Source organism: Rhodococcus sp. USK13 (assembly GCF_018343855.1).
GTDB classification, from domain to species: domain Bacteria; phylum Actinomycetota; class Actinomycetes; order Mycobacteriales; family Mycobacteriaceae; genus Rhodococcus_F; species Rhodococcus_F oxybenzonivorans.
Genome location: NZ_CP069242.1, coordinates 4,831,992 through 4,852,933, shown reverse-complemented (window position 1 = coordinate 4,852,933; position 20,942 = coordinate 4,831,992). Strand labels below are relative to the sequence as shown.

The 20,942-nt window shown below is 67.4% G+C and carries 21 protein-coding genes; 19 read left to right on the top strand and 2 right to left on the bottom strand.

All coding sequences use genetic code 11. From position 1 onward, the window contains the following. Positions 1 to 13 precede the first annotated feature (13 nt). The 9 genes from JQT59_RS24755 to JQT59_RS24715 all read left to right on the top strand — a co-directional run bounded on the left by JQT59_RS24755 (position 14) and on the right by JQT59_RS24715 (position 5,187). Entirely contained in the window at positions 14 to 166 is a 153-nt protein-coding gene (locus JQT59_RS24755) for a CG2302 family histidine operon protein (RefSeq protein ID WP_201453564.1), read from the top strand. Between the two features lie 65 nt (positions 167 to 231). Then, positions 232 to 1,359, top strand: coding sequence for an MFS transporter (locus JQT59_RS24750; RefSeq protein WP_213578057.1), 1,128 nt, complete (start codon positions 232 to 234; stop codon positions 1,357 to 1,359). Then, positions 1,356 to 1,991: an imidazole glycerol phosphate synthase subunit HisH gene (gene hisH, locus JQT59_RS24745; protein ID WP_213572369.1), complete on the top strand. Its 636-nt coding sequence runs from the start codon at positions 1,356 to 1,358 to the stop codon at positions 1,989 to 1,991. The genes JQT59_RS24750 and hisH overlap by 4 nt, the downstream gene beginning before the upstream one ends. Next, a complete protein-coding gene (locus tag JQT59_RS24740) occupies positions 1,988 to 2,248 on the top strand; it encodes a hypothetical protein (RefSeq protein ID WP_213572368.1) in 261 nt (86 codons plus the stop codon). Before hisH ends, JQT59_RS24740 begins: the two co-directional genes overlap by 4 nt. A gap of 19 nt (positions 2,249 to 2,267) precedes the next feature. Next, the gene (priA, locus tag JQT59_RS24735) at positions 2,268 to 3,002 is read left to right on the top strand and encodes a bifunctional 1-(5-phosphoribosyl)-5-((5-phosphoribosylamino)methylideneamino)imidazole-4-carboxamide isomerase/phosphoribosylanthranilate isomerase PriA (protein ID WP_109335048.1); all 735 of its coding nucleotides are present in this window, start codon (positions 2,268 to 2,270) and stop codon (positions 3,000 to 3,002) included. 7 nt (positions 3,003 to 3,009) lie between these two features. Then, the gene (locus tag JQT59_RS24730) at positions 3,010 to 3,840 is read left to right on the top strand and encodes an inositol monophosphatase family protein (protein ID WP_213572367.1); all 831 of its coding nucleotides are present in this window, start codon (positions 3,010 to 3,012) and stop codon (positions 3,838 to 3,840) included. Then, complete coding sequence (gene hisF, locus JQT59_RS24725; RefSeq protein WP_213572366.1) at positions 3,840 to 4,613, top strand: imidazole glycerol phosphate synthase subunit HisF; 774 nt, start codon at positions 3,840 to 3,842, stop codon at positions 4,611 to 4,613. Before JQT59_RS24730 ends, hisF begins: the two co-directional genes overlap by 1 nt. Beyond that, positions 4,610 to 4,954: a phosphoribosyl-AMP cyclohydrolase gene (hisI, locus tag JQT59_RS24720; protein WP_208961783.1), complete on the top strand. Its 345-nt coding sequence runs from the start codon at positions 4,610 to 4,612 to the stop codon at positions 4,952 to 4,954. Before hisF ends, hisI begins: the two co-directional genes overlap by 4 nt. 53 nt (positions 4,955 to 5,007) lie before the next feature. After that, positions 5,008 to 5,187, top strand: coding sequence for a tautomerase family protein (locus tag JQT59_RS24715; RefSeq protein WP_109329378.1), 180 nt, complete (start codon positions 5,008 to 5,010; stop codon positions 5,185 to 5,187). A gap of 66 nt (positions 5,188 to 5,253) precedes the next feature. Here JQT59_RS24715 and JQT59_RS24710 read toward each other — a convergent pair whose 3' ends face one another. Next, the gene (locus JQT59_RS24710; protein WP_213572365.1) at positions 5,254 to 5,763 is read right to left on the bottom strand and encodes a MarR family winged helix-turn-helix transcriptional regulator; all 510 of its coding nucleotides are present in this window, start codon (positions 5,761 to 5,763) and stop codon (positions 5,254 to 5,256) included. A gap of 171 nt (positions 5,764 to 5,934) precedes the next feature. Here JQT59_RS24710 and JQT59_RS24705 point away from each other — a divergent pair, with 171 nt between their 5' ends. Continuing rightward, the gene (locus tag JQT59_RS24705) at positions 5,935 to 6,714 is read left to right on the top strand and encodes a dioxygenase family protein (protein WP_213572364.1); all 780 of its coding nucleotides are present in this window, start codon (positions 5,935 to 5,937) and stop codon (positions 6,712 to 6,714) included. On the opposite strand, the gene JQT59_RS24700 is transcribed toward JQT59_RS24705, so the two are convergent. Beyond that, positions 6,702 to 7,166, bottom strand: coding sequence for a peroxiredoxin (locus tag JQT59_RS24700; RefSeq protein WP_213572363.1), 465 nt, complete (start codon positions 7,164 to 7,166; stop codon positions 6,702 to 6,704). The genes JQT59_RS24705 and JQT59_RS24700 overlap by 13 nt on opposite strands. A 59-nt stretch (positions 7,167 to 7,225) precedes the next feature. On the opposite strand from JQT59_RS24700, the gene JQT59_RS24695 reads away from it, so the two are divergent. From JQT59_RS24695 to JQT59_RS24655, 9 genes are all read left to right on the top strand, one after another. Next, a complete protein-coding gene (locus JQT59_RS24695; protein WP_213572362.1) occupies positions 7,226 to 8,812 on the top strand; it encodes an anthranilate synthase component I in 1,587 nt (528 codons plus the stop codon). After that, positions 8,809 to 9,519 (top strand): TIGR02234 family membrane protein, encoded by a 711-nt coding sequence (locus JQT59_RS24690; RefSeq protein ID WP_249353818.1) that lies wholly within the window; start codon positions 8,809 to 8,811, stop codon positions 9,517 to 9,519. The genes JQT59_RS24695 and JQT59_RS24690 overlap by 4 nt, the downstream gene beginning before the upstream one ends. An 86-nt stretch (positions 9,520 to 9,605) precedes the next feature. Next, positions 9,606 to 10,415 carry an indole-3-glycerol phosphate synthase TrpC gene (gene trpC / locus JQT59_RS24685; protein WP_213572361.1) on the top strand — a complete coding sequence of 270 codons (810 nt, stop codon included), beginning with the start codon at positions 9,606 to 9,608 and terminating at the stop codon, positions 10,413 to 10,415. A gap of 62 nt (positions 10,416 to 10,477) precedes the next feature. Then, positions 10,478 to 11,800 carry a tryptophan synthase subunit beta gene (gene trpB / locus JQT59_RS24680; RefSeq protein ID WP_159921833.1) on the top strand — a complete coding sequence of 441 codons (1,323 nt, stop codon included), beginning with the start codon at positions 10,478 to 10,480 and terminating at the stop codon, positions 11,798 to 11,800. Continuing rightward, positions 11,797 to 12,600, top strand: a complete 804-nt coding sequence (trpA, locus tag JQT59_RS24675; RefSeq protein ID WP_159921834.1) for a tryptophan synthase subunit alpha — start codon at positions 11,797 to 11,799, stop codon at positions 12,598 to 12,600. Before trpB ends, trpA begins: the two co-directional genes overlap by 4 nt. Next, on the top strand, positions 12,597 to 13,634 hold the full coding sequence (gene lgt, locus JQT59_RS24670; RefSeq protein WP_213572360.1) for a prolipoprotein diacylglyceryl transferase: 1,038 nt from the start codon (positions 12,597 to 12,599) through the stop codon (positions 13,632 to 13,634). The genes trpA and lgt overlap by 4 nt, the downstream gene beginning before the upstream one ends. Then, a complete protein-coding gene (locus JQT59_RS24665) occupies positions 13,627 to 14,550 on the top strand; it encodes a TM2 domain-containing protein (RefSeq protein WP_213572359.1) in 924 nt (307 codons plus the stop codon). The genes lgt and JQT59_RS24665 overlap by 8 nt, the downstream gene beginning before the upstream one ends. Positions 14,551 to 14,835: 285 nt before the next feature. Then, the gene (gene gltB / locus JQT59_RS24660; RefSeq protein WP_213572358.1) at positions 14,836 to 19,419 is read left to right on the top strand and encodes a glutamate synthase large subunit; all 4,584 of its coding nucleotides are present in this window, start codon (positions 14,836 to 14,838) and stop codon (positions 19,417 to 19,419) included. After that, positions 19,412 to 20,914, top strand: coding sequence for a glutamate synthase subunit beta (locus JQT59_RS24655; RefSeq protein WP_213572357.1), 1,503 nt, complete (start codon positions 19,412 to 19,414; stop codon positions 20,912 to 20,914). The genes gltB and JQT59_RS24655 overlap by 8 nt, the downstream gene beginning before the upstream one ends. Positions 20,915 to 20,942 lie beyond the last annotated feature (28 nt).

Sequence of the window (20,942 nt, the reverse complement as noted above, 5' to 3'; positions counted from 1 at the left end):
GCGGATCGCCTTCGTGAGCGTCGTCCTGGTGTACGTGCTGTTCATCGCCGCCGGAATAGCGGCGGGCGGCGCGTACTCGATGTGGAAGTTCAACAAGCTGGCCTCGGGTGTGCTGCTGGCACTGGCTGTGCTGGCGGCAGTGGCGGGCGTCGTCAGGCTGCTGTAGTGCCTGTCGCCTCCGTGACCGGACCCCGGTTGCTACGCACTCCTGGTCTGCTCACCGCGCTGGTGATGGGTGCGGCGGCGTTCGGTGGGTGGGCGGTACTGCTCCCTGTGGTGCCGCTGATCGTGTCTCTGTCGGGAGGGTCGGACACCCTCGCCGGTGGTGTGACTGCCGTTTTCATGGCCGCCACGGTGCTGACCCAATTCGGCGTGCCCCGGCTCCTGCGCAGGTGGGGGTACCGATGGGTGCTCGCGGCCGGATGCCTCCTCCTGGGGCCGCCGTCGTTACTGTTCCTGCTGTCCACCGAGGCGATTCCGGTTCTCGCCGTGTCCGCGGTGCGGGGTGCGGGTTTCGGGATGCTCACGGTGGCGGGCAGCGCTCTCGTCGCCGAACTGGTTCCGCGGGAGATGCTCGGCCGGGCCACAGGCGCGCAGGGGATCGCGGTGGCTGCCGCGCAGATGGTGGGCCTGCCCGCGGGGTTGGCGATCATGCAGCACTGGTCCGCTACGCCGGTCTTCGTACTCGGTGCGCTGATTCCCTTGCTGGCGGTGGGCGCCGTCACTCGGCTGCCGCACCTGCATCCACGCCCGGCCGGTACCGCACGAGGGCGTCTTCCGCTGTCGGTCCTGCTCGTGCCGTGGCTGTCCATTGCCACGGCGGCTGCAGCGTTCGGCGGTGTGTCGAGTCTCCTGCCGATCGCCATTGCCGAGCGGGCGTCCCTCGCCGGCGGGGTCCTCGCGGTGGTCAGCGGCGCCGCAGTGTGCGGACGTTACGCGGCGGGATCGTTCTCCGACCGGGTCGGAGTCGGCCGGGCGTTGATGCCCGCGCTTGCGTTCACCTGCGGCGGTCTGGCGCTGTTCGCGTTCGCGGCAGCACGGGACGGGGACGGGATCCTCCTGGTCTGTGCGGCAGTAATTTTCGGGTTCGGATTCGGCGCCGTTCAGAACGAATCGCTGGTCATGATCTTCACCGCAGCCGGGCCCGCCCGATTCGGTGCCGCGAGCGCCGGATGGAACATCGGATTCGACGCCGGCACGGGATTCGGGTCCCTCACCCTCGGGGCCGTCGCTTCGGTGGCGGGGTATTCGTGGGTCTTTGCGGTGGCGGCGATGACGGTGGCCGTCGTCCCGGCGACGGGAATGCTGGTCGGCCGCGCCCTAGGAGGCCGGACACGGCCGGATAGAATCGATTCATGACCGTCCCCACCATTGCAGTCCTCGATTACGGCTCCGGCAATCTCCATTCGGCCACCCGCGCGCTGGCTCGCACCGGTGCACAGGTCGAGGTGACGGCAGACCACAAGGTGGCTCTCGCGGCGGACGGCCTGGTGGTTCCCGGGGTCGGAGCTTTCGCCGCCTGCATGGACGGGCTACGCGCGGTGCGCGGTGAGCGACTCATCGGCCAGCGCCTCGCCGGTGGCAGGCCGGTTCTCGGCATCTGTGTGGGCATGCAGATCATGTTCGAACGCGGAGTCGAATTCGGTGTGGAGGCGGAGGGCTGCGGTGAATGGCCGGGCACCGTCGAACGGCTTCAGGCCGCCGTCCTGCCGCACATGGGATGGAACACGGTCGACGCGCCCGACGACAGCACCTTGTTCAAGGGAATCGATCCCGACACCCGGTTCTACTTCGTGCACTCCTACGCGGTGCAGAAGTGGGAGATGCCCACGCCGGAACGGCTGGCACCGCCCGCGCTGACGTGGGCGGATCACGGTGGGAAGTTCCTCGCGGCCGTCGAGAACGGTGCATTGTCCGCCACCCAGTTCCACCCGGAGAAATCCGGTGACGCGGGAGCGGAGCTGCTCCGGAACTGGGTGCGCAGCTTGTGACGCCATCGCCCGGTGATGGGAGCGGTGACCTGTCGATCGGCCGGCTCGCCGTGTGCGCGCTGGGTGCGGCCACCGTGGTGCTGGTGATCGCGACCACCGTCATTCTCGTCGTGAAGCCGGGGCCGGTCCTGGGCCTGGTCGTCGGACTTCTGGGAGTCGCGGGGGCGATCGCGTCCATGGGGTACGTGTCGAAGCGCATGACCCGCAACGCCTACGGTGACGATCCGCAGGACCCCGAGCCGGGTTCCGGGCGCTGAGCGACTAGGGTTGTCGCACGTGAGCCTGGTCCTTTTGCCTGCTGTAGATGTCGTCAACGGTGAAGCTGTTCGCCTCGTCCAGGGGGAGGCAGGGAGCGAGACCGGGTACGGCTCGCCTCGTGATGCCGCCCTTGCGTGGCAGAACGACGGTGCCGAGTGGGTGCACATCGTCGACCTCGACGCCGCATTCGGTCGCGGTTCGAATCGGGAACTCCTCGCCGACGTGGTGGGTGAGCTCGACATCCAGGTCGAACTGTCCGGGGGGATCCGCGACGACGAGTCGCTCGAGGCCGCTCTGGCCACCGGGTGCGGCCGCGTGAATCTCGGTACCGCCGCCATCGAGAATCCCGACTGGTGCGCCCGTGCGATCGCGAAGTATGGCGACAAGATCGCCGTCGGCCTCGATGTCCGGCTGATCGACGGTGAGTATCAGCTCCGTGGCCGCGGCTGGGTCACCGAGGGCGGAAACTTGTGGGAGACCCTCGCGCGCCTCGACCGGGACGGTTGCTCGCGCTACGTCGTCACCGATGTGAGCAAGGACGGCACACTGACCGGCCCCAATCTCGAACTCCTCGCGCAGGTGTGCGCGGCCACCGACGCGCCCGTCGTGGCGTCGGGTGGTGTGTCCACCATCGACGATCTGACGGCGATCGCCGGACTCGTCGACCAGGGCGTCGAGGGCGCCATCGTCGGCAAGGCGCTCTACGCGGGGCGTTTCACGCTCCCCGAGGCGCTCGCCGCGGTCTCGGGCTGATCCGGTCATGAGCCCGGACCGCGATCCTCAGGAACTGCTCGCCGTTGCCGGTGAGCTGCTCGACGGCGTCCACGACCGGTTCGTTGCCGGGGTGGGGTCGCCGAGTGCCGTGCACAAGGGACCGGACGACTTCGCGACTGCTCTCGACCTCGAACTCGAGAAACGGCTGACCGGAGAACTTCAGGATCGGACCGGCATCGCGGTTCACGGCGAGGAATTCGGCGGCCCGGATCTCGACGCGGGATTGGTGTGGGTTCTCGATCCCATCGACGGCACCTTCAACTACTCGGCGGGATTGCCGACGGCGGGCACACTTCTCGCCCTGCTCGACGACGGTGTCCCGGTCCTCGGTCTCACGTGGTTGCCGCTCGTCGGGCGACGGTACGCGGCCGTGGCGGACGGGCCGCTCCTCGAGGGCGGTCTGCCGCTGCCGCGTCTCACCGAGACGTCGCTGGCGTCGTCGATCGTGGGAATGGGCGCACTGAACATCGACAGCCGCGGACGTATCCCCGGGCCTTATCGGCTGCAGGTTCTCGCTCAGCTCAGCCGGGTGTCGTCGCGGATCCGGATCCACGGCTCGACCGGCGTCGACCTCGCCTTCACCGCGGCAGGAATACTCGGTGGCACGGTGGTGTTCGGCCACAATGCGTGGGACAACGCCGCCGGTGTGGCTCTGGTGCGGGCGGCGGGTGGCGTGGTCACGGATCTCGCCGGTCAGCCGTGGACGATCGCTTCGGATTCTGTGCTGGCCGGTGCCCCCGGAGTGCACGGTGAGATTCTCGACATTCTCGGATCGCTGGGTGACCCCCGCGCCGATCTCTCGGAAGGGCGTACGTAATGACTCTGGCAGTGCGGGTTATCCCTTGCCTCGACGTCGATGCAGGACGCGTGGTCAAGGGCGTCAACTTCGAGAATCTGCGTGATGCAGGTGATCCGGTGGAGTTGGCGGCCGCCTACGACGCACAGGGTGCGGACGAGCTCACCTTCCTCGATGTCACAGCCTCGACCGCGGCTCGTGGCACCATGCTCGATGTCGTGAGCCGGACGGCGGAACAGGTCTTCATTCCACTCACCGTCGGCGGCGGCGTCCGTACCGTCGAGGACGTCGACCGGTTGCTGCGTGCCGGTGCCGACAAGGTCAGCGTCAACACCGCGGCCATCGCCCGGCCCGAACTGCTTCGTGAACTGAGCGAGCGTTTCGGATCCCAGTGCATCGTGCTGTCGGTGGATGCGCGCACGGTCCCGCAGGGTCAGCCGGACACCGCGTCCGGATGGGAAGTGACCACCCATGGCGGCAAGCGCGGAACCGGGATCGATGCGGTCGAGTGGGCGGTGCGCGGCGCCGAACTGGGTGTCGGCGAAATTCTGCTCAACTCGATGGACGCCGACGGGACGAAAGCGGGCTTCGACCTCCCGATGATCCGCGCCGTGCGGGCGGCCGTGCATGTGCCGGTGATCGCGAGCGGGGGAGCGGGTGCTGTGGAGCATTTCGCACCCGCCGTCGAGGCCGGCGCCGACGCGGTGCTGGCCGCAAGTGTCTTCCATTTCGGCGACATGACGATCGCCGAAGTGAAGAAGTCCATGCGCGAAGAAGGGATCACCGTCCGATGAGTCTCGACCCCGCTATCGCCTCGCGGCTCAAGCGCAACGACGCAGGCCTGTTCAGCGCCGTCGCACAGGAACGGTCGACGGGTGACGTCCTGATGGTGGCGTGGATGGATGACGAAGCACTCGCCCGCACCCTCGACACCCGCAAGGGCACCTACTACTCCCGTTCCCGCCAGCAGTACTGGGTGAAGGGGGAGACGTCCGGGCACACGCAGTACGTCCACGAGGTGCGGCTCGACTGCGACGGCGACACGGTGCTCCTGATCGTGGATCAGGAAGGCGCTGCATGTCATACGGGCACGCACACGTGCTTCGACACCGACGTTCTGCTCGCCGCGCAGTAGAGTTCCGGGCGCTCGGGCAGAATGTCTCGCATGCCCTCGGGCAGAATGCCTTCATGCCATTGATCCAGATCAGTCAGACAACCGGGCTCACCACCGAGCAGAAGCGTGCCACCATCGAAGCGGTCACCAAGGCGTACGCCGAGGCGACGGGTAAGGACCCGGCGAAGGTCTGGGTGACGATCGCGGACGTGCCGGCCGAGAACTGGGGTGTCGGCGGGTCGCCGCTGGGGTGACGTGCGGGCGGGTCGCCGCTGGGGTGAGCAGGCGGGTCGCCGCTGGGGTGAGGTGCACTCGGCGCGTCACGCTCTTCCGGTGCCGGCGGCGATGCCCTTGTCGAGTTGGGTGAGCATGGCGCTGCCGAGTTCGGAGAGCTGACGTACTTGGTCCGTGGAGAGGCCGTCGAAGACGAGTGCGCGGACGGATTCGACGTGGGGTGGTGCGGCGTCCACTACTTTGGCCATCCCTGCGTCGGTGAGGACGGCGTCGGAACCACGGCTTCCCCGGATGCTCTCTCGCCGTACCCAGCCGGCTTTTTCCATCTTGGTGATGACGTGGGACAGCCGCGACAGTGATGCGTTGGCCCGCTGGGCGAGCAAGGACAACTGAAGTCGATGGTTGTCTTCGCCGGACAGGGAGGCGAGGACGAAGTACTCGAAGTGGGTGAGCGCCGAGTCGCGCTGCAGCTGGGCGTCGAGGGCCGCGGGGAGGCGGGTGACGAGTGCGATGAGGGTGAGCCACGCCTGCTGCTGATCGGTGTCGAGCCAGCGTGTCTCCGTCTGTGTCGAGCTGTCCTCGTCGTACCCACCCATGAGTGGTGTCCTCCATTTCGTGCGCCGAACCGCTGTGCGACCTCTTCACCATAGGCAGCACGCCGCCTGCGGAACGGTACCCGGGAATAGTTGTCGCATCCGCGTGTTGACTCCTATACTAACTTGAAGGTTCAACTTAGGGCCTTGTGAGTCGAACCTCGAGGAGTCACGATGACGAACGTCATGCCCGCGCTGTTCCTGAGCCACGGAGCACCGCCGTTGGTCGACAGCGAACTGTGGGTGTCGCAACTGGCGAAGTGGGCCGGCGAACTGCCGCGGCCGAAAGCCATCCTCATGGTCTCGGCGCACTGGGAGTCCGCGCCGCTCACCATCGGCTCGACCACCACCGGGACCCCCCTCGTCTACGACTTCGGCGGTTTCCCCAAACGTTTCTACCGGGCCACGTACGCCTCACCGGGTGCGCCGGAGCTGGCCACGCTGGTCGCGGCACTCATGCCCGACAACGAGACGGTCGCGCATCAACCCGATCGGGGCCTCGATCACGGCGCCTACGTGCCGCTCACGGTGATGTATCCGGACGCCGACATTCCCGTCCTGCAGATCTCCTTGCCGACGCTCGACCCCGAACGGCTGCTGCACCTCGGTGAGCGGCTGCGCCCACTGCGGGAGCAGGGAGTCCTGATCGTCGGCTCCGGGTTCACCACCCACGGGCTGCCGTTCCTGCGCGACCCCTCGCCGGAGGCGAAGGCCCCGGGATGGTCGGCGGAGTTCGACGCGTGGGCGAACGAGTGCCTGGCCGCAGGCGATGTCGACTCGCTCATCGGCTTCCGCTCACTCGCCCCGGGCATGCCCTATGCGCATCCGACGATCGAGCATTTCGCTCCGCTGTTCGTGACGCTCGGCGCCTCCAGCGACCCCGAGCAGATTCCCCGCCAAGTGATCGACGGGTTCTGGATGGGCTTGGCGAAGCGGTCTTTTCAGGTGGCCTGACGGGCACGAAGGAAGGTCAGCGCCTGATCGCCGTGGGCATTCGCGCGAAACTCGCTCGAGATCACCTCGAGCACCGTGCGGTCGGTGTCGATGACGAACGTCGACCGTTTGACGGGTGCTAGTTTGCCGAGCAGTCCTCGCCGGACCCCGAACTTCTCGGCGACCGCGCCGTCGCGGTCCGACAGAAGGGGGTAGTCGAACGACTGCGCCTGCGCGAACGACGCCTGCTTGGCCACCGCATCGGTGCTGATCCCGGCGCGGGAAGCCCCGACGGCTGCGAACTCGTCGGCGAGGTCGCGAAAATGGCATGCCTGGGCGGTGCAGACCGGGGTGGACGCCGCCGGATAGAAGAACAGCACCAGCGGACCGTCCTCCAGAAGGCTCGACAGCGAACGTTCGTTGCCGTCCTGGTCGGGCAGGGTGAATTCCGGGGCGAGCTGACCTGGCTTCATGACAGCCGAGGCTACCCGCGCACGCAGACGCGCCGAACGCGCCTGGGATGATGGTCGGCATGCACGGTGAGCCCACCACGATGTCCGCGCCCAAATCCGCCGCCACCCTGCCGGATGGCGGATCCGACTCGACCACCACGCGCGAGCAGTTCCACGCTCTCGCCGCCGAGCATCGGGTCGTCCCGGTGACTCGTAAGGTGCTGGCGGACGCCGAAACTCCGCTGTCGGCGTACACGAAGCTGGCGGGAAACAGGCCCGGTACGTTCCTGCTGGAATCGGCGGAGAACGGCCGCTCGTGGTCACGATGGTCGTTCATCGGCGCAGGAAGTCCCGCCGCGTTGACCGTCGTCGACGGGGAGGCGGCGTGGTACGGGAACGTTCCGGCGGGAGCGCCGTCGGGTGGGGATCCCATCGCGGCACTCGGTCAGACCCTCGAGCTCCTGCGGAGCGAACGGTTGCCCGACCTGCCGCCGCTGACCGGCGGCATGGTGGGCTTCCTCGGCTACGACGCCGTGCGGCGCATCGAACGCATCGGTGAGCACGCCGTGGACGACCTGCAGATCCCGGAAATGGTCATGCTGCTCGCCACGGATCTGGCGGCCGTCGATCACCATGAGGGGGCCATCACCCTCATTGCCAATGCGGTGAACTGGGACGGCACGGACGAGCGGGTCGACGAGGCGTACGACAATGCCGTCGAGCGCCTCGACCGGATGACGGCCTCGCTGTCGGCGCCCGCGCCGTCCACGGTGTCCACGTTCGCCAAACCCGCACCCGACTACCGCCGGCAGCGCACCACCGAGGGATTCGGTGCGGACGTACAGCGCCTGGTGGGGGAGATCGAGGCGGGCGAGGCGTTTCAGGTCGTGCTGTCGCAGCGTTTCGAAATCGATTGTGCCGCTGCACCTATCGATGTGTACCGCATGCTGCGCGCCTCGAATCCCAGCCCGTACATGTACCTCCTCAACGTTCCCGGTGGTGACGGCGAGACCGCGTTCTCGATCGTCGGTTCCAGCCCGGAAGCGCTGGTGACGGTCAAGGAGGGTGTCGCCACCACCCACCCGATCGCCGGCACCCGGTGGCGCGGTGCCACCGAGGAGGACGACATCCTCCTGGAGAAGGATCTCCTCGCCGACGAGAAGGAGAACGCCGAGCACCTCATGCTCGTCGATCTCGGCCGCAACGACCTCGGCCGCGTGTGCGAACCCGGCACGGTGAAAGTGCACGACTATCGGCACATCGAGCGGTACAGCCACGTGATGCACCTCGTCTCCACGGTGACAGGCCACCTCGCGGCCGGCAAACAGGCACTCGACGCCGTCACCGCCTGCTTCCCGGCCGGCACGCTGTCGGGCGCGCCGAAGGTCAGGGCCATGCAGTTGATCGAGGAACTCGAACCGACGAGGCGCGGGATCTACGGCGGAATCGTCGGATATCTCGACTTCGCCGGCGACGCAGACACGGCGATCTCCATCCGGACGGCGCTGATCAAGGACGGCATCGGGTACGTCCAGGCCGGTGCCGGTGTGGTGGCCGATTCGAATCCCGAATACGAGGACACGGAGGCGCGGAACAAGGCCATGGCCGTGCTCAGCGCCATCGCCGCGGCGCACACGATGAAGACCCTGGGAGGCGGCACGCAGTGACCGAAGGGACCGGAGCGGGAACCGAGACTCCAGGACGCCGCCGGTCGATTCTCGCGGTGCTCCTTCTCGCCGTCGCGGCGGTGTGCTTGTGGGGAGCATCCCGGATGACGTGGGTGGAGGTCACCTCCTCCGACGGACTCGGTGAGCAGCGCACCACGGCGCTCGACGGGGGCACCTGGGCGGCGGCGCTCACGCCGCTGGCCCTGACCCTTGTTGCCGCCATCGCAGCGTCCTTCGCCGTCAAGGGGTGGGCGCTCCGCATTCTCGGCGTACTCGTCGCCGCCGTGGCCGTCGTAGCTGCCGTCCCGGCGGCAACTGTGCTCGTCTCCGGCGCAACGGACGAGCAGGCGGGACGGCTGGCGGAATTGCCGGGCCGTGCGGTGATCGATTCCGTGTCGGTGAATCAGGGGCCCGCGGTGCTGGCTCTCGCCGGTGCTGTCGCCGCCCTCGCCGCCGCCGTCGAACTGGCCCGCCGTCCACGGGTACGCGCCGGGCTCTCCTCGAAGTACGACAGCCCGGCCGCACGGCGCGCGGCGGCCAAGAAGACCAGCGCTGATTCCGCCGACGAGCCCCTCACACAACGCATGCTGTGGGACGCGCTCGACGCGGGCGAAGATCCGACGGTCGACGGCTCCCGCGCAGACAAGAAAGCCGATGATGTCGATCGGCTGGACGGCGACACCAACGAGCCGGGTACCCGATCGTAAACAGAATCAGAGTGCCATCTACGCTTGCTTCACCCCTGATGATGTTCCTCACATCGGGTTCCTGCCCAGAAAGGACTCGGGCCACGATGACCGTTCTCGACTCGATTCTCGACGGAGTGCGCGCCGATGTGGCCGCCCGCGAAGCCGTCCTTGACTTCGCCGCTGTCAAGGCCGCCGCGGCTGCCGCACCGCCTGCGCTCGACGCGGCAGCTGCTCTGCTCGAGCCTGGCATCGGAGTCATCGCCGAAGTCAAGCGTGCAAGCCCGTCGAAGGGCCCGCTCGCCGAGATCACCGACCCCGCCGAACTCGCCAAGGCCTACGAGGCCGGAGGCGCCCGGGTCATCAGCGTGCTCACCGAGGAACGACGTTTTCAGGGATCCCTCGCCGACCTCGACGCCGTCCGGCGTGCGGTCAGCATCCCGGTTCTGCGTAAAGACTTCATCGTCGGGCCGTACCAGATCCATGAAGCCCGCGCGCACGGCGCCGACGTCGTCCTGCTCATCGTCGCCGCGCTCGAGCAGCATGCGCTGGCGTCGTTGATCGACCGCACCGAGTCGTTGGGAATGACCGCGCTTGTCGAGGTTCACACCGAAGAGGAAGCCAACCGGGCACTCGAGGCCGGCGCCAGGGTGATCGGCGTCAACGCCCGAAACCTCAAGACACTCGAGGTCGACAAGAACACCTTCGGGGAGATCGCACCCGGACTGCCCACCGAAACCATCAAGATCGCCGAATCCGGTGTCCGGGGTACCGCTGACCTCCTCGCCTACGCGGGTGCCGGAGCGGACGCCGTACTCGTCGGCGAAGGCCTCGTCACCAGCGGAGATCCACGCAAGGCCGTGGCCGATCTGGTCAATGCCGGGGCGCACCCCTCCTGCCCCAAGCCGTCGCGCTGAAGCGACTGCGGCCGAATTGACCCGGACGGCGGCAGCACCCGGCGTTGGGGCAGACTGGACCTGTGACTTCACGTAATCAGGACACCGTCTTCAAGGGTGGCGATCTGCCGACTGCCAGCGCCGGAATCGCCGAACGCACGTCGCACGACCCCGACTCCGGAGGACACTTCGGCGTCTACGGCGGACGCCACGTGCCCGAGGCGCTGATGGCGGTGATCGAGGAGGTCACGGCCGCGTACGACAAGGCGCGGTCGGATGACACCTTCCTGTCCGAGCTCGATCGGTTGCAGCGCGATTACACGGGCCGCCCGTCACCCATCTTCGAGGCCACTCGGATGAGTGAATTCGCCGGGGGCGCGCGGCTGATCCTCAAGCGCGAAGATCTTAATCACACCGGCTCGCACAAGATCAACAACGTGCTCGGTCAGGTGCTGCTCGCCAAGCAGATGGGCAAGACCCGCATCATCGCGGAGACCGGTGCCGGTCAGCACGGTGTGGCCACGGCGACGGCGTGTGCACTGTTCGGGCTCGAGTGCGTCATCTACATGGGCGCGGTCGACACCGAGCGGCAGGCGCTGAACGTGGCCCGTATGCGGTTGCTCGGTTCGTCGGTGGTTTCGGTGGAGTCCGGCTCCCGGACGCTCAAGGATGCCATCAACGAGGCGCTGCGGGACTGGGTGACCAACGCCCACAACACGTACTACTGCTTCGGCACCGCGGCCGGACCGCATCCCTTCCCGACCATCGTCCGCGACTTCCAGCGTGTCGTCGGGCTCGAGGCGCGGGCGCAGGTGCAGGCGCTGACGGGCAGGCTGCCCGACGCCGTCACCGCGTGTGTCGGCGGTGGGTCCAACGCCATCGGAATCTTCCACGCCTTCCTCGACGACCCCGGGGTGCGGCTGGTCGGGTACGAGGCTGCCGGTGACGGAGTCGAGACGGGGCGCCACGCCGCCACCTTCGCGGCCGGCACCCCGGGCGCCTTCCAGGGTGCCTACTCGTATCTGCTGCAGGACGAGGACGGGCAGACCATCGAATCGCATTCCATCTCGGCTGGTCTCGACTATCCCGGCGTCGGACCGGAGCACGCCCTGCTCAAGGACATCGGCCGCGCCACCTACGAGCCCGTCACCGACACGGAGGCCATGGATGCCCTGCGCCTGCTGTCCGAGCGTGAGGGAATCATCCCGGCCATCGAATCAGCGCACGCCGTCGCAGGATCGTTGCGACTCGGCCGTGAACTGGGGGAGGGCGCGATCATAGTCGTCAGCCTCTCCGGGCGCGGCGACAAAGACATGGACACGGCGGCCAAGTGGTTCGGGCTCTTCGACCCCGACGCTGCCACCGAAACTCCCACGACCACCGACAAGGAAGGTTCCGCCAAGTGAGCGAACGACTCTCGCGCCTCGCCCCGACGTTCGCGCAGTGCCGTGAGGAGAAGCGTGCCGCTCTGGTCGGATACCTACCCGCCGGGTATCCCACCGTCCCCGAATCCATCGACGTCTTCAAGGCCATGGTCGACTCGGGCTGTGACATCGTCGAGGTCGGTATCGCCTATTCGGACCCGGTGATGGATGGACCCACCATTCAGGCGGCCGCCGAGAAGGCGCTGAGCAACGGCGTCAAGGTGCGTGACGTGTTCACGATCATCGAGCAGATCGCGTCGGTGGGCGGCAAGGCCGTGGTGATGACGTACTGGAATCCGGTTCTGCAGTACGGTGTCGATCGGTTCGCCCGTGACCTCGCGAACGCCGGCGGCCTCGGACTCATCACCCCGAACCTGATCCCCGAGGAGGCCGGCGAGTGGATCACGGCGTCGAAGGAACACGACCTCGACCGGATCTTCCTTGTTGCCCCGTCGTCGACCGAAGAACGACTGGCGATGACCCTGAAGGCGAGCAGCGGATTCGTGTACGCGGCGTCGACGATGGGGGTGACCGGCGCGCGTGACGCGGTGTCGTCGATGGCGCCGGAGTTGACCGCGCGCATCCGCGCCCATTCCGACATTCCGGTGGGTGTCGGTCTGGGTGTCCGTTCGGGGGCGCAGGCCGCCGAGATCGCCGCCTACGCGGATGCAGTCATCGTCGGGTCTGCCCTCGTCACCGCGGTCGAATCCGGGCTCGACGCTGTGCGCTCGCTGACGAGGGAACTCGCCGAGGGCGTTCGCTCCGCTACCGTGGCGTCGTGACTTCCACTGTGGACGTGCTGGCGTATATTCCGAGTCCGCCTCAGGGCGTCTGGTACGTCGGCCCACTGGCCCTGCGCGCGTACGCGCTGTTCATCATCGTCGGCATCGTCGTCGCGATCTTCTGGGGCGACCGCCGCTGGGTCGCCCGGGGCGGCGAGAAGGGCACCGTGCTCGACATCGCCATCTGGGCGGTGCCGTTCGGGTTGATCGGTGGCCGGCTGTATCACGTCCTGACCGACTGGCCCACCTACTTCGGGGAGGGCGGGGATCCCGTCGACGCCCTGAAGATCTGGCAGGGCGGTCTCGGTATCTGGGGCGCGGTGGCGCTCGGCGGCGTCGGCGCGTGGATCGGCTGTCGCAGGCGTGGGATACCGCTGCCTGCGCTCGGCGACGCGGTAGCGCCTCCCATCTTGCTGGCCCAGGCGATCGGCCGAATCGGCAACTACTTCAACCAGGAACTGTACGGCCGGGAAACCGACGTGGCGTGGGGGCTCGAGATCTTCGAGCGCCGCAATGACGCCGGGCAGGTGCACCCCGAGTTGATCGACGGTGTCTCCACCGGGCAGGTCGCCTTCGTCGTGCACCCCACCTTCCTGTACGAAGCGCTGTGGAACGTGCTGATCGTGATCCTGCTGGTGTGGGTGGACCGCCGCTTCCGTATCGGGCACGGCCGCCTCTTCGCCCTGTATGTGGCCGGGTACTGCGCCGGTCGGTTCTGGATCGAGCTGATGCGCAGCGATCACGCCAGCCTCATTGCCGGCGTCCGCGTCAACTCGTTCACCTCGGCGATCGTGTTCGTCGCAGCGGTGGTGTATGTCTTCGCCGCGACCAAGGGCCGGGAAGACCCGGCGGAGTTGCAACCGCATCATCCTGCCGCGGCGGAAGACGGGCCACCCGAGCAGGAGGCTCCCGCCCAGGACAACGGGGAGAAAGACAAGCCTGCGGGTGACGACAAGGCTGTGAGTACTGCGATTGCCGGCACCGACGCGGGCACGACGACCACCGACAGCAAGAAGGATGACGCGAATGACTGATCCGGGGAAAGCATCCGACGATTCCGCCAAGGCCGACACCTCCGGCGACGACACCCAGCGGGTGGATCTGGGGAAGAAGGGCGGGAGCGCTGAGTCGAGCCTTCCGCCCGAGTTCGGTTCGCCCTTCGATTACGACGCCACCGCCGAGGCATCGCTGTCGCAGCCACCCGCCACCTCGGACGCAACGCCCTCACCGGCGTCGTCGGGAACCGGGCCCGGATGGGACACCTACTCCGGGGTCGGCAATGGTCCCGGCTGGGGTTCGACTCCCACCTACCCGTCGCCGAGCGGGACCGAACCCACCACCGCACTGCCGAATGTGGGCGACACCCCGCCGCCGACCGCCCCGTACACCGGTTACGACAAGCCGCAGCAGCCTGCGGACGGCCCGACGTACGGCACCCCCGATCCTTACTACAACGCGCAGTACGGGACGTCGCCGCAGTCAGGGCAGGACTATCAGCAACCCGGCTACCCGCAGGCCGGTTACGGTCAGCAGGGTGCCGCACCCCAGAGTTACGGTCAGCCGGACTACGGCCAGCAGAATTACGGCCAGCAGAATCCCGGACAGCAGTATGGCCAGCAGGGGTACGGACAGCAGGGATACCCGCAGCCCGGTTATGCCCCGGCCGGGTACAACGCCTACGTCGATCCGTCTGCGCCGTTCGGCCGGCACCCGGTCAGCGGTGAGCCGTACTCCGACAAGTCGAAGCTCACCGCGGGACTCCTGCAGATTTTCCTGGGTGCCTTCGGTGTCGGACGGTTCTACCTGAACCAGCCCGGCATCGCGGTCGCGCAGATCGCCGTCACCTGGCTGACGTGCGGATTAGGCGGGCTCTGGCCGCTGATCGACGGCATCATGATGCTGACGGGCAGCGTGAAGGACAAGTACGGACGACCTCTCCGGGACCAGTGACGACGTAGCGTCGCCGCTCGATTCCACCGCTGTGGCCCCTGTTGCTCCTGCGACGGGGGCCACAGTGCTGTCCTGTCCGGAAATCGGCATATCCGAGGCTTATCGGTGCTGGTAAGCTGAGCGCGCCGGATGTATGTCCGGTAACAACCTTCACGGGCCGAGGCTGTCCCGGTAGACCCCCGAAATGCAGTTAGCGCCCGTCGTGGCGACCCCGCTAGCGGAGGCCGCCGGCAGGGACGCGCAAGCGCCACCGGTGGTCCCCTCGGCCGATGTGGAGGTATATCGGTGCTGTTCTCTCAGTCGCCCGGTCCGCAAGGTCTCTACGACCCGGATCGCGAAGTCGATTCGTGCGGTGTCGCCATGGTGGTGAACGTGCACGGCCGCCGTTCGCACTCCATCGTCGCGGATGGTCTCGTCGCTCTGGACAACCTCGAGCATCGCGGCGCTGCCGGCGCCGAGACGAACAGCGGCGACGGTGCCGGAATTCTGGTGCAGCTGCCCACCGAGCTCTTCGAGGAGGTCGTCGATTTCGACCTTCCTTCGCCCGCCCCGGACGGAAGTAGTACTTACGCCGCGGGTTTCTGCTTCCTTCCTCGGGACCCGGAGGCGCGATCGACGGCCCGGAAGCGGATCGAGGACCTCGCCGAGGAGGAGGAGCTCGACATCCTGGGGTGGCGGGACGTGCCGATCGATTCGGAGGGCGCCGACCTCGGGGCCACGGCACGCGGATGCGAGCCGCACATGAGTCAGCTCTTCGTCGCGGCGCCGCCGACCGGCGGACGGCGGCCCAGTGGTCTCGACCTCGATCGCCTCGTCTACCCGCTGCGCAAGCGCGCCGAGCAGATCACTCCGGAGGTCGAGTCGAGCGGGTCGGGCGTCTACTTCCCGTCGCTGTCGAGCCGCACCATCGTCTACAAGGGCATGCTGACCGTTCCCCAGCTGCCTCTCTACTACGTGGACCTGCGGGATCCCCGCATGATGAGTGCGCTCGCGGTGGTGCACAGCAGGTTTTCCACAAACACGTTCCCGTCCTGGCCGCTTGCGCACCCGTTCCGCTTCGTGGCGCACAACGGGGAAATCAACACCGTTCGAGGCAACCGGAATCGGATGCGGGCGCGGGAGGCGATGTTGTCGAGTGCCGCCATCCCAGGAGACCTCCGAAGGTTGTACCCCATCTGCACCCCCGAGGCGTCGGACTCTGCCTCGTTCGACGAGGTGCTCGAGCTGCTGCATCTCGCGGGACGCAGCGTGCCCCATGCGGTGATGATGATGGTGCCCGAGGCGTGGGAGAACGACACGAAGATGTGTCCCGATCGGCGCGCATTCTACCAGTTCCACGCATCGCTGATGGAGGCGTGGGACGGGCCGGCGTGTGTGACGTTCACCGACGGAACCGTCGTAGGGGCAGTGCTGGACCGTAACGGTCTGCGGCCCGGCCGCTGGTGGCAGACCGTCGACGGGCGGGTGATCCTGGCGAGCGAGAGCGGTGTCCTCGACGTGCCCCAGGACGAGGTCGTGGCGAAGGGGCGCCTCGAGCCGGGGCGCATGTTCCTGGTCGACACGTCGGAGGGACGTATCGTTCCCGACGACGAGATCAAGTCGCGGCTGGCAGCCGAGAAGCCGTACGCTGAGTGGCTCTATGCAGGGTTGCTCGACCTGAGGACGCTGCCCGAGCGACCGCACGCCCAGAACAACCACGAGTCGGTGGTCCGGCGACAGGTGGCGTTCGGCTACACCGAGGAAGATCTGCGGATCCTGTTGTCGCCGATGGCGGCGTCCGGCGGGGAGCCGCTGGGCTCGATGGGAACCGACACGCCCATCGCTGTGCTCTCCGCCCGGTCGCGGCTGCTGTACGACTATTTCGTCGAACTGTTCGCCCAGGTGACCAATCCGCCGCTCGACGCAATCCGCGAAGAGATCGTGACGTCGCTGTCCCGGGTCATGGGTCCGGAACAGAATCTGCTCGAGCCCACTGCGGCGTCGTGTCGTCAGATAGTGCTGCCGTGGCCGGTGCTCGACAACGACGACCTGAACAAGATCATCAATGTGAACGCGGACGGCAACCACCCCGGTCTGGCGGCGACCGTTCTGCGCGGTCTCTACGAGGTGGAGCGCGGCGGTGCGGGCATGGCCGATGCGCTGGAAGAACTGCGCATCCAGGCGAGCGCTGCGATCGCGCAGGGATACCGCACACTGGTGATCTCGGACCGCGACTCCGACCACACCCGCGCACCCATCCCGTCGTTGCTGGCCGTGGGCGCGGTGCATCACCACCTGATCCGCACCAAGGAACGAACGAAGGTGGCGCTGGTCGTCGAGTCCGGCGACGCCCGCGAAGTCCATCATCTGGCGCTGCTCATCGGCTACGGAGCGGCCGCGGTCAATCCGTACCTCGCGATGGAGTCGATCGAGGACCTGGTGTCGGAGGGCGAGCTGACGGGAGTCGATCACACGATCGCGGTGCGCAACTATCTGACGGCACTCGGCAAGGGTGTGCTGAAGGTGATGTCGAAGATGGGCATCTCGACAGTCGGTTCGTACACCGCCGCCCAGGCTTTCGAGGCACTCGGCCTCGACCGCGGCCTCGTCGACGAGTATTTCCGGGGGACCACCAGCAAACTCGGTGGCGTGGGACTCGACGAGATCGCGCGGGAAGTGCTGCTCCGGCACCGGCAGGCCTACCCCGACAATCCCACCGAGTACGCGCACCGCCGGCTTGCCCACGGCGGCGAGTACCAGTTCCGCCGCGACGGCGAACTGCATTTGTTCACGCCCGAGACCGTGTTTCTCCTCCAGCACGCCACCCGCACCGGCAGGCACGAGGTTTTCGCCCAGTACAGCGACGAGGTGAACAGGCTCGCTGCAGCCGGAGGTGCACTGCGCGGCCTCTTCAGCTTCCGTGAGGGCCTCCGGCCTCCGGTGCCGCTCGAGGAGGTGGAGCCGGCGGAGCGGATCGTCACTCGTTTCAACACCGGCGCGATGAGCTATGGGTCCATCTCCGCCGAGGCGCACGAGACGATGGCTGTGGCAATGAACAATCTCGGTGGGCGATCCAACTCCGGGGAGGGCGGGGAGAACGTCGACCGCCTCTACGACCCGTCCCGTCGCAGCGCCGTGAAGCAGGTGGCGAGCGGAAGATTCGGCGTCACCAGTGATTACCTCGTCAACGCGAGCGACATCCAGATCAAGATGGCCCAGGGAGCCAAGCCTGGCGAGGGCGGGCAGTTGCCCGCCTACAAGGTGTACCCATGGGTGGCGGAGACCCGGCACTCGACTCCGGGCGTGGGGTTGATTTCACCTCCGCCGCACCACGACATCTACTCGATCGAGGACCTCGCACAGCTGATCCACGACCTCAAGAACGCCAACGACCAGGCCCGTGTCCATGTGAAGCTGGTCAGTTCGGTGGGTGTGGGGACAGTGGCGGCCGGTGTCAGCAAGGCGCACGCGGACGTGGTCCTCATCTCGGGCAACGACGGCGGCACCGGCGCGACTCCGCTCACGTCGATGAAGCATGCGGGTACGCCGTGGGAGATCGGACTGGCCGATGCGCAGCAGACACTCGTGCTCAACGGTCTGCGCGATCGGATCACCGTTCAGTGCGACGGCGGCATGCGTACCGCGAAGGATGTCGTCGTCGCTGCGCTGCTCGGGGCGGAGGAGTTCGGCTTCTCGACGGCGCCGTTGATCGTGGCAGGGTGCATCATGATGCGTGTGTGCCACCTCGACACCTGCCCGGTGGGTGTGGCCACTCAGAACCCCGAATTGCGTAAGCGGTACACCGGCAAGCCCGAGTTCGTCGAGGAGTTCTTCCGCTTCATCGCCGAGGACGTGCGGCAGTACCTGGCGCGTCTCGGCTTCCGCAGCATCGATGAGGCGGTGGGGCACGCGGACATGCTCGAGACGGCCGAGGGAATCGCGCACTGGAAGAGCCGCGGACTCGACCTCTCGCCGATCTTCGCGTTACCGAAGGGCCCCGACGGGACCCCACTCACCCAGCGGCGCAAGGTGACCGACCAATACCATGCCCTGGACCGGGCGCTGGACCGCACGCTCATCCAGCTGGCCGAAGGTGCCCTCGAAGACGCGCATCCCGTCGAGATCGAGATGCCCGTGCGCAATGTGAATCGGACGGTCGGGACGCTGCTCGGTGCCGAGGTCACCCGTCGTTACGGTGCGGGTGGTCTCCCCGACGACACCATCCGGCTCACCTTCACCGGGTCGGCGGGTCAATCACTCGGTGCGTTCCTGCCGCCGGGCATCACCATCGACCTCACCGGCGACGCCAACGACTATGTCGGGAAGGGGCTGTCGGGCGGGCGAATCGTGGTGCGACCGGCCGCCGACGTCCTGTTCGTCCCGGAGACTCAGGTGATCGCCGGCAACACACTGCTCTACGGTGCGACCTCGGGTGAACTGTTCCTCCGCGGACGGGCCGGCGAACGGTTCTCGGTGCGCAATTCCGGAGCGACCGCCGTGGTCGAGGGAGTGGGCGATCACGGGTGCGAGTACATGACGGGCGGACGGGTCGTCGTCCTCGGTCCCACCGGACGGAACCTGGCGGCCGGAATGTCGGGCGGGATCGCATATGTGCTCGACCTGGACCCCGCCGACGTCAATCCGGCCATGGTAACCCTGCTGACACCCGACCCCGAGGACCTCGACTGGCTGTGCCGTACCGTCAGCGACCATCTGCACTGGACCGGCTCCACCGTCGCGGCTTCGATGCTCGCCGATTGGCCCCGGCGGTCGGCGCTGTTCACCAAGGTGATGCCGGTGGACTATCAGCGGGTTCTCGAGGCCACTCGGCTGGCCCGCGCCGAGGGGCTCGACGTGGACACCGCAATCATGGAGGCGGCTCGTGGCTGATCCGCATGGTTTCCTGCACATCCCCAAGAAGGAAGCACCCAAGCGACCCATTGCGGAAAGGGTGCACGACTGGCGCGAGGTCACCAGTCCGCTCAGTCCCGAGGAGCGCAACGCCGAGGTAGCCGAGCAGGCCACCCGCTGCATGGACTGCGGTATTCCGTTCTGCCACTCGGGAAGTGCGGGCTGCCCGCTGGGCAATCTGATTCCGGAGTGGAACGATCTCGTGCGCCGCGGCCGCTGGTCGGCGGCGAGCGAGCGTCTGCATGCGACCAACAACTTCCCGGAGTTCACCGGTAGGTTGTGCCCGGCGCCGTGTGAATCGGCGTGTGTGCTCTCGCTCGCCGACACCCACACGACGGGCAGCGTCACCATCAAGCGGATCGAGCAGACGATCGCCGACGTCGCTTGGGAGACCGGAACGGTGGAGCCTAAACCGCCGATGATCGCCACGGGCAAGAAGGTCGCGGTGGTCGGTTCCGGTCCGGCCGGGCTCGCGGCCGCCCAGCAGCTCACCCGCGCCGGACACGATGTCACCGTCTACGAGCGCGACGACCGGCTCGGGGGACTCCTTCGCTACGGCATCCCCGAGTTCAAGATGGAGAAGTCGGTTCTCGATCAGCGACTGGTCCAGATGCGCGCGGAGGGAACACATTTCGTCACCGACTGCGAGGTGGGTGTCGATCTCACCGTGGACCAGTTGCGGGCCAACTTCGATGCGGTGGTCCTTGCCATCGGCGCCCTGCGTGCCCGCGACAACACGACGGTTGAGGGCCGGGAGCTGGGCGGTATCCATCTCGCAATGGAGCACCTGGTGACGTCCAACAAGGAGTGCGAGGGTGACGGCCCTGCGTCGATCACCGCGAAGGGCAAGCACGTCGTCATCATCGGTGGCGGTGACACCGGCGCGGATTGCCTCGGAACTGCGCATCGACAGGGAGCGTTGTCGGTGACCCAATTGGACTACCGCCCGGAGTTGCCGAGCGAGCGGGACGAGTCCGTGACTCCGTGGCCGGCGTCGCCGATGGTGCTGCGCACGTCGCCGGCCCACGCGGAGGGCGGCGTCCGCCGGTATCAGGTTGCGGTGCAACGGTTCCTCGGTGACGAGAACGGAAACGTCAGGGCCATGGTGCTCGCGGAGGTCCGGGTGTCGAGGGAGGACGGCAAGCGCATCATCACCCCGGTGGGGGAGGAAATCGAATTACCCTGCGGATTAGCCCTTTTCGCGATCGGTTTCGAGGGCGTCGACCTCGGCCCGCTGCTCGACGACTACGGTTTGAGCCCCACCCGTCGGGGCGTGCTGTCCTGTGGTCCCGACTGGCAGACCACCGCACCGGGAGTGTTCGTGTGCGGCGATGCGCATCGCGGTGCCTCGCTCATCGTGTGGGCGATCGCCGAGGGCAGGTCCGCCGCGCATGCTGTCGATGCGTACCTCACAGGGGCGTCCGACCTCCCCTCGCCGGTGCATCCGACGGCGCTTCCGCTGGCCGTAGTCTAAATGGAGATGGGCGGGCGGGACGACTAGG

Coding starts and splice junctions, on each gene's coding strand:
- JQT59_RS24750 (WP_213578057.1), top strand. CDS start 232: ATGGGTGCGGCGGCGTTCGGTGGGTGGGCGGTACTGCTCCCTGTGGTG.
- hisH (WP_213572369.1), top strand. CDS start 1,356: ATGACCGTCCCCACCATTGCAGTCCTCGATTACGGCTCCGGCAATCTC.
- JQT59_RS24730 (WP_213572367.1), top strand. CDS start 3,010: ATGAGCCCGGACCGCGATCCTCAGGAACTGCTCGCCGTTGCCGGTGAG.
- hisF (WP_213572366.1), top strand. CDS start 3,840: ATGACTCTGGCAGTGCGGGTTATCCCTTGCCTCGACGTCGATGCAGGA.
- hisI (WP_208961783.1), top strand. CDS start 4,610: ATGAGTCTCGACCCCGCTATCGCCTCGCGGCTCAAGCGCAACGACGCA.
- JQT59_RS24715 (WP_109329378.1), top strand. CDS start 5,008: ATGCCATTGATCCAGATCAGTCAGACAACCGGGCTCACCACCGAGCAG.
- JQT59_RS24710 (WP_213572365.1), bottom strand. CDS start 5,763: ATGGGTGGGTACGACGAGGACAGCTCGACACAGACGGAGACACGCTGG.
- JQT59_RS24705 (WP_213572364.1), top strand. CDS start 5,935: ATGACGAACGTCATGCCCGCGCTGTTCCTGAGCCACGGAGCACCGCCG.
- JQT59_RS24700 (WP_213572363.1), bottom strand. CDS start 7,166: ATGAAGCCAGGTCAGCTCGCCCCGGAATTCACCCTGCCCGACCAGGAC.
- JQT59_RS24695 (WP_213572362.1), top strand. CDS start 7,226: ATGCACGGTGAGCCCACCACGATGTCCGCGCCCAAATCCGCCGCCACC.
- trpC (WP_213572361.1), top strand. CDS start 9,606: ATGACCGTTCTCGACTCGATTCTCGACGGAGTGCGCGCCGATGTGGCC.
- JQT59_RS24665 (WP_213572359.1), top strand. CDS start 13,627: ATGACTGATCCGGGGAAAGCATCCGACGATTCCGCCAAGGCCGACACC.